Origin of the sequence: Methylorubrum podarium, assembly GCF_022179745.1 — a bacterium.
Taxonomy (GTDB): Bacteria; Pseudomonadota; Alphaproteobacteria; order Rhizobiales; family Beijerinckiaceae; genus Methylobacterium; species Methylobacterium podarium.
Map to the genome: position 1 here is coordinate 1 of NZ_BPRD01000170.1, position 8,218 is coordinate 8,218.

The window sequence follows — 8,218 nt, forward strand, 5'->3', positions numbered from 1 at the left end:
CAGCCATACGTCACGGACTGGTTCAACCGGGCCCTGCTCGACCGCTATCTCGCGAGCCCTGAAGAGCCCGGTGAACTCACCTGCCTCACGGCTCGCGAGCGTGAAGTCGTCCAACTCGTTGCCGAGGGTAACTCCAGCAAAGGGGTCAGCCAAGTCTTGGGACTGATGTCCAAGACTTGGCTGACCCCTTTGCTGGAGTTACCCTCGGCAACGAGTTGGACGACTTCACGCTCGCGAGCCGTGAGGCAGGTGAGTTCACCGGGCTCTTCAGGGCTCGCGAGATAGCGGTCGAGCAGGGCCCGGTTGAACCAGTCCGTGACGTATGGCTGGCGCCGACTCAAGGCTTCAACGGCGCGAACCAACAAATCCTCGGCATCGGATTTGACCAGATAACCCTTCGCACCGGCCTTGAGCACGTCGCGTATCAAGACCTCGCTGTCGTGCATGGTGAAGATCAGGACTTCCGTCTGAGGACTGATCGCCCGAATACGCTTGGTCAGCTGGGCGCCGTTCATGATCGGTAGGGAGTAGTCGATGATGGCCACATCCGGCTTCTCCGCCTCGACGATTTCGAGAGCCTCCGCTCCATCGACCGCCTCGGCGACGACTTCCCAGTTCGCGCGGCATTCCAAGATGGCGCGCACCCCACGGCGGACCACGTGATGATCGTCCGCGATCACGATCCGAACCGCTGCCTCGGCGCAGAGGCCCGATGGCAGATTATCTGAAGCAATCTTCTTGATCTGCATCGGATTGCCATCCTCGATGACCATGCAGGGTCGGCATGTTCGATCATGCATGCGTTCGAGCATTATCTTATGATCGTGAATCGACCAATTTTTGCCAAGAAATGACCGATATGTTCGATCGCGGGCGCGCTACAGACCTCTAAAGCTTCACCGTCGCTCGAACTTCGGTTCCACCTCGGCCGGAACGGATGCTGAGGTGGCCGTTGAGCGCACGCAGCCGTTCCTGCATGCTCAAGATGCCGGTCCCTCCGAGGGCGCTGCCCGGTTCCCGCCCCTGTTCGGAAGCGAGCCCCTCACCGTCATCCCGGATGAGGAGCACGACGGAGCGCTGTCCCTGCTCCATCCTCAGTTCCAATCGGGCGACGCGAACGCCCGCGTGACGATGCACGTTGGTGAGCGCTTCCTGGGCGACGCGAAAGAGTGCGACCTCGATCTCGGTTGGAAGGCGGCAGGCATCGACATCCGCATCGATGACGACCGTCACCGTGATCCCGGTGCGCCGTTCGAAGCCACCTAGGAACCAACGCAAAGCATTCGGAAGGCCGGCTTCGTCGAGCATGGGTGGATGAAGCAGGTAGGCAAGTGTACGAAGCTCCTCGATGCTCGTGTGGATCAAGTCCCGGGCGCGTTCGAGCGCTTTGTCCACGTGATCAGGTTGCCGCTGCAGGCTGTCACGCGCCAGCTTGATCTCCCATTCGGCGCCAATCAGGTCCTGCGCGGTCGAGTCGTGGAGACCCCGTGCAATACGGCGCCGCTCGTCGTCTTGACGGTGCAGCAGCTGACCAGTCGCCCGCCGAAGTGCCGTCTCGGAACGCATGATGTCCGTCACGTCCTCATGAACGACCACCACCAAGGTTTCCGAGCTGTTCACAGCGAAGTTCGTCGCCCTGAGGCGAAACCAAAAGAGGTCACCGGTTGCTGGACAGTACGGGTAAGTTGCCCGGAACTCGGACAACCGGCCGGCAATGACGGCCTCGAGCGCGCGCCCTACCTCACCGTGGTCAGGATTCTGAACCGCGTACCCGCAGGTTGTGAGGTAATCCGCCCCCACGGCAAGTCCGGACTGGCTGCCGGCATGGCAAACAGCGAATCGTCGGCACGCTTCATTCAGCGCGACCACGTGCCCGCTCCGGTCGATGATGGCGACGTGGGCTGACAGCGTGTCCAGAGTCGATTGCAGACGGCGGTTGGCGGAGATGATTTCTCGGGATTTCGCTTCCGCCTTGCGGATCGCCGCAACGAGCCCGACCTTTCCGGCTACGAAGATCGTCAGAAGCGCCATCATGTCGTAGAGCCACGGTCGCAGTGCGATGTATCTCGCGCGAGCGACGACGACTTTCAGCTGTGTGCCTTGTACGCGCTGAACCGCGCTCAGTTGGCCGAATAACAAACCCGGATTCGTAGCGTGGCCAGGAAGGTAGACGTCATCGCGAGGCAGGCGCGGCTGCCCCTTCTCTGCGCTCTCCGTGATGCTCGCAGGCGGCCATCGTCTCGGCTCCAACGCGAGCAATTGCCCATCATCACGGATCAGCGCGATCCTATCGGATTGAGGCGCACCCTCGGGCGTCAGCATATCGTGCAGAGCTTGCTGAGAGACAGTCACGAGGGCTACGCCTCGGAAATCGCCCGCTTTATTCGGTCGATGACTGATCGGAATCGATGCTGTGCCTTTAATACGATCAGCGACAGGCACTCCAACGAAAATTACATTCGTATATTCGTCCCTCGCACGGGTGAAATACTCGCGATCGGCAACGGAAATGAGATTGGGCGCTTCGCCCGTGTTGACACTCAACATCCTTCCATCACGATCTACGATCGCAACCAGCGTGTAGGCTGTGAGCGTTTCGCTCGAACTCGGAGGCCAGCGCTGGAAAAGGCCGGATGTAGCGATTTGCGCTATCGATTGGACGGCGATCGTCCGGTCCAAGTCTTGTAGGATGCTTGCCGAGCTCTCGACAAAGCGCTGCACCTCGCCTGCCAGGAACCGCGACGAACGGCGCAGCTCGTCCTCAACGGCGGCTTCGCAGCGGCCGTAAGTGGTCCAGGCAACAAGGGCGAAGATGAGTGTAGGAACAAGAACCGCCAAGCTTTGAGTGAGCGTAATCGAGCGTACTAAGCCAGCCGCCCGTGAGGCCGGCGAAATTCGCAAGGCGAAGAAGGCATATCGGAGCCTATTCATCCGTCGCCTCCGATGCTCTGTCAGCCGCCTGACAGCCGGTTACGTGACCTCATTATGGTAACTTTGTTTGGCTACGCTCGTGCCACTCTCAGACAACTTAACGAAAACGAGGCAAAGCACCATAGATCGACGTTAAGTCATGCCGGGCGGCCACGGTCGGACGTGCGGCAGCTGATCGTTGACCCGGCAGAGGCTGATACGGTCCGGGTGATCGTGCAGTTCAACCGGCACGGCGATGGACGGTCTGGTCCGATCGGCGTGAAGCCGATCTGCCGCTACGGGAACGAAGGGGGGTGATCGCATGCGCGCCACCGCTCGCTTAAGCGCGGGCACGATCCACGGCATTTTAATGAACCGGATCCTTGTGGGCGGGATGGCTCTGACAATCTCTGCTTGAAGACGCAACGGCGAAACCGAACGCGGGTTACATCCCCATCGCAGCGCCACTTATCATCGCCTCAGATGAGTTCGAGGCGGTGCAGGCCAGACCGAAAGCACAAAATCCTGTCACGCCGCCACGGGTGATCACGGACCCGATCCGGCTCGCCGGACGTGCGAGCCGCAGCACTCACAGCGGCGCGATGATGCTGCGGAGCGGCACTTCGGGCTTGGGGCAGGTGCACCGCTACTCTCGCGGCTCGAAAGGGGGCGCCAGGGTCCGGCGGGCTGATCGGGCCGGACGATCCCGTATGGACACGCACGACATGCCGGTCGCCGAGCTCTCGTGGCCGATCTGCTGCCGCTTGACCGATTGCGGGCGACACTGGCGCAACGCAGCGCGCCGGATCGCGCCTCGTAGGCGAACTGCGCGCCGCCTTGAACGCAGCGCCCGAGCGCTTCGGCTAAATGCCATGATCGACTCACCGCGATGGCCGCTGGACAAGTTGGGGTGTCGGGCTGGCGCTCTTCGTAGAAGGCCACTGATGGCGCGCTCGCGGCACATGCGCCGCAACAGCGCCGCACGCCGTCCGCATCCGCGGACACATTGCCGGCGCTTGAACAGCCCCTCCGCCGCTTGTCGCGTGCCATTCAGAACAAAAGCGCGAACACGTATATGATTGAGTTCTCAAGATAATTTATCAGGACCTGTTTGGAGAACTCTTGCGGGCGTCTCCATCTGCCTCGTGTGGCACGACGCCGGCCATCGAGACCGCACCCTCGCGGGCTTCCGGTGAAAGGGGTGTGATGCTTCGGCATGGCTCCCTCCACTCAAAAGTTGGAATCCCCGGCAATTCAGGGCGGTTCAGTCGCGATGAAACGACTGATTATTGGCAAGAAATTCCCACCAGTGAGAGCGCGTACCGTAAACTTATCAACTATTGGGTCCAGAGAATCAGCTTTATCTGAAGAAACAGCAACGGTATCGGCGACCGATGGTCGCCCAATCAACAGAGAAGCTGCGAGCACCCTAGGGTGCGGGACGCATCCTCTTCACAAAAGAGGGGGCGGGCGAATGCCGCCTTTCGTGAGCATCCCCTGATGCAACCGGATCTGGTTGCATCGACATCATTGTAGCTTGAACAGAGCACAGAGCTCTCTCGTAGTTTGAGATCCAAGTAAATGCCCGAACGATTATTACACAGTCAGATATATTTTGGCAACAATTGATCACATTTCCGTGATCGACCCACTTTCAGGGTGACGCGTCGATAAAGCAGAGCTAACCCAGGGTTGCCTGACGCCGCTGCGACGCCAGACTTCCCGTGGAGCCCACTGGGATGCCGTTGAGCCGCCTTTCTCCGATCCTCCTTCGTGCTGTCGTTCCGGCCTTCGCCCAGGCTGGTTCGGCCTTCACGACCGAGCGTATCACGTAGAAGATCGCGTCCTTCGACGCTGCCAATTCGACCTGCAATGGGGCGAAAGCGATGAGCCGCAGCTGCTCGAAGCTTCTAGCGCTCCGTCAGTGACGACGGCGGAGAGGTGTGCGTCCTCGCAGATCTTCCCCTTCGACGCACGCACAGGCTGCAGCACGCGGGAGCGGCCGACCACGTCAATCGTCTGCTCCCCGCAGCCGGGTTACACCGACGAGGGTGCACTGACGATCGAGGTCGACGGTCTGACTTGAGCGGCGCGACGCTGGCGGTACGCCAGTGCCTCTCCGTCCGGCGATGGAGCCCAGGACGCTGTCCGCGCCCGGTTCCCCTCTCATGGTTTGCCTCGTGACGCCCGCCCGACCCACAGGTCGAGCCCCGCGCCCGCACGGCGACGTGCGGGCACGTCGTATCGGCTCCTATCAAGATGGGAGAAGGCCGTGCCGGCCCAGACCCTCAACCTGGCACCTCCGGCGGTCCCACCGGAGCCGGCGCCCGACAGCGGCGCCGCCGCGCTCGCGCTCGTCGCCGCGCTGCATCGGTGTGCGCTCGATCTCTCCCGCCTGCTGCACGACCACGGCCGGCCCGGCCGACCGCTCGCCCTCGACGAACTCGTTCTCGCCGCCCGCCGCAACGGTTTCCGCGCCCGGGCCGTGCGGTCGGGCGCGGGCCGCCTCGCCCGCACGCCGCTGCCGGCGATCGGACGCGACCGCGCCGGCCTGTTCTTCGTCCTCGCCCGGCATCAGCCCGGCCGCACCTTGATCCAGCGCCCCGGCGCGGCGCCGACCGTGTGGAACGAGGCCGACCTCGCCGCCGCCTGGGCCGGCGATCTCATCCTGCTGTCGCCGCGCGAGGCGGAGGCCGAGGGCGCGCCGCATCGCTTCGGCTTCGCCTGGTTCCTGGCCGCCGCCACGCGCTTCAAGGCCCTGTTCGGCGAGGTGCTCGCCGTCTCCTTCGTCATCCAGCTCCTCGGCCTCGTCACGCCGCTGTTCTTCCAGGTCGTGGTCGACAAGGTCCTGGTCCACAAAGGATTGACCACCCTCGACGTGCTCGTCCTCGGCCTCGTCGCCGTCACCGCCTTCGAGGCGCTGCTCGGATACCTGCGCACCTACCTGTTCGCCCACACCACGAGCCGGCTCGATGCGGTGCTGGGCGCGCGCGTGTTCGGGCACCTGCTCGCCCTGCCGATCGCCTATTTCGGCGCCCGCCCAACGGGGCAGACCGTGGCGCGGATGCGGGAATTGGAGAACATCCGCCAGTTCCTGACCTCCTCGGCGATGACGCTGACGGTCGATCTCGTCTTCTCGGTGCTGTTTCTGGCGGTGATGCTGGTCTACAGCCCGTTCCTGACCCTGATCGTGGTGCTGGGGCTGCCGCTTCACGCCGCCCTGAGCCTGACGCTGACCCCGCTGCTGCGCGGCCGGGTCGACGAGAAGTTCCGGCGCGGCGCGGCCCAGCAGGCCTTCCTGGTCGAGAGCCTCGCCGGGATCGAGACGCTCAAGGCCATGGCGGTCGAGCCGCAGGCGCGGCGCCGCTTCGACGAGGGGCTGGCCGCCTACATCGCCGCCTCGTTCCGGGTGGTGGCGCTCGCCGCCGCCGGCAGCCAGGCGATCCAGTTCGTGGCCAAGCTCACCACCGCGGCGGTGCTGTGGTTCGGCGCGCACGCGGTGATGGAGGGCCGCCTCACCATCGGCGCGCTGGTCGCCTTCAACATGCTGGCGGGCCAAGTCAACCAGCCGGTGCTGCGGCTGGCGCAGCTGTGGCAGGATTTCCAGCAGTTCCGCCTCTCGGTCGAGCGCCTCGGCGACATCCTGAACACGCCGACCGAACTCGGCCAAGCCAGCACCCGGCAGGACCTGCCGCCGCTCGCCGGGGCGATCCGGTTCGAGGGGGTGAGCTTCCGCTACCGGCCGGACGGGCCGGAGATCCTGCGCGGGGTCGATCTCGCCATCCGCCCCGGCGAGGTGGTCGGCGTCGTCGGCCGCTCCGGCTCGGGCAAGTCGACCCTGACCCGGCTGATCCAGCGCCTGCACGGGCCGGAGCGCGGCAAGGTGCTGGTCGACGGCATCGACCTCGCGCTGATGGATCCGGTCTGGCTGCGGCGGCAGGTCGGGGTGGTGCTGCAGGAGAACGTGCTGTTCGCCCGCACGGTGCGCGAGAACATCGCGCTTGCCGACCCGTCGCTGCCGATGGAGCGGGTGATCGCGGTGGCGCAGCTCGCCGGCGCGCACGACTTCATCCTCGAACTGCCGCAGGGCTACGACACGGTGCTGGAGGAGCGCGGGGCCAACCTCTCGGGCGGGCAGCGCCAGCGCATCGCCATCGCCCGGGCGCTGGCCACCGATCCGCGCATCCTGATCTTCGACGAGGCGACGAGCGCGCTCGACTACGAGTCGGAGCGGATCATCCAGGCCAACATGCGGGCGATCTGCCGGGGCCGCACCGTGCTGGTCGTCGCCCACCGGCTCTCGACGGTGCGGGGCGCCGACCGGATCCTGGTGATGGAGCGCGGGCAGCTCGCGGAGGAGGGCTGCCATACGGATCTCGCGGCGCGCCCCGGCGGCCTCTACGCCGGCCTCGTCGCGGCGGCGGGAGTTTAGAGCCATGGGCGACGTGATCACCCTGGACGCAAGCCCGGAGGGCGCGGGCCGGATCGAACGGGCCTTCCTGCCGGCGCATCTGGAACTGCTGGAGACCCCGCCCTCGCCGACGCTGCGGGCCGCCGCCTGGACGGTGGTGGCGCTGGTGGCGGGCACTGTGAGCTGGGCCTGCCTGAGCCGGATCGAGATCGTCGCCACCGCGCCGGGCCGGCTGGTGCCGGTGGGAGCGGTGAAGCTGGTGCAGCCGCTGGAGACCAGCGTGGTCAAGGCGATCCACGTGGCCGAGGGCGACCACGTCACGGCGGGGCAGGTGCTGATCGACCTCGACCCGACCGACGCCTCGGCCGACCTCGAGGCGACCCGCACCGAGCGGATGCAGGCGATCCTCGACGCGGAGGCCGCACGCCTCTTGCTGAGCGAGTCGGACGATCCGACCATCGCCCCGCTGCCGGAGGTCGATCCGGGCCTGCTCGCCGCGACCCAGACGCAGGTGCGGCTGCAGCTTTCCGCGCATCGGGCGGGGCTGGCGGAACTGGGCAGCGAGATCGCTGACAAGCGCGCGGCGCTGGCCGCCAAGGCGGTGGATGCGGGCCGCAACGCCGAGCTGACGCCGCTGGCGGCGGACCGCTACGAGACGCAGAAGGGGCTGTACGAGCGGGGCAACACCTCGAAGCTGACCCTGCTGCAGGCGCAGACCGACCTGATCGACAAGCGGGCGGAGGGCCGAAGCCTGCCCGAGCAGGACCGCCAGCTGCGGGCCGAGATCGCCGGGCTGGAGCAGAAGCGGGCGCAGACGCGGGCGCAGTTCCTGAAGGAGGCGGCGGAGGCGCGGGTGAAGGCGCTGCAGCGGCTGGCGCTGGCCGAGCAGGCCCTGCG

4 protein-coding genes and 1 pseudogene are annotated in these 8,218 nt (G+C 65.4%); 3 read left to right on the forward strand and 2 right to left on the reverse strand.

Going from position 1 to position 8,218, the window contains the following annotated elements; genetic code table 11:
• The first annotated feature begins 33 nt into the window (after nucleotides 1-33).
• Complete coding sequence (locus tag MFF42_RS08980) at nucleotides 34-285, forward strand: LuxR C-terminal-related transcriptional regulator (RefSeq protein ID WP_238255428.1); 252 nt, start codon at nucleotides 34-36, stop codon at nucleotides 283-285.
• On the opposite strand, the pseudogene MFF42_RS08985 reads toward MFF42_RS08980, so the two are convergent.
• Both MFF42_RS08985 and MFF42_RS08990 read right to left on the reverse strand, forming a co-directional pair.
• Nucleotides 195-812 (reverse strand): annotated as a pseudogene (locus MFF42_RS08985) (response regulator); the annotation flags it as partial. The gene MFF42_RS08980 and the pseudogene MFF42_RS08985 sit on opposite strands and share 91 nt — an antisense overlap.
• A 76-nt stretch (nucleotides 813-888) precedes the next feature.
• Nucleotides 889-2,838 carry a histidine kinase gene (locus MFF42_RS08990; RefSeq protein WP_238255425.1) on the reverse strand — a complete coding sequence of 650 codons (1,950 nt, stop codon included), beginning with the start codon at nucleotides 2,836-2,838 and terminating at the stop codon, nucleotides 889-891.
• Nucleotides 2,839-5,182: 2,344 nt separating this feature from the next.
• On the opposite strand from MFF42_RS08990, the gene MFF42_RS08995 reads away from it, so the two are divergent.
• Together MFF42_RS08995 and MFF42_RS09000 are read left to right on the forward strand one after the other, a co-directional pair.
• The gene (locus MFF42_RS08995; protein ID WP_238255426.1) at nucleotides 5,183-7,342 is read left to right on the forward strand and encodes a type I secretion system permease/ATPase; all 2,160 of its coding nucleotides are present in this window, start codon (nucleotides 5,183-5,185) and stop codon (nucleotides 7,340-7,342) included.
• 4 nt (nucleotides 7,343-7,346) lie between these two features.
• A partial coding sequence (locus tag MFF42_RS09000; RefSeq protein WP_238255427.1) for a putative HlyD family type I secretion protein occupies nucleotides 7,347-8,218 on the forward strand: 872 nt, incomplete at its 3' end.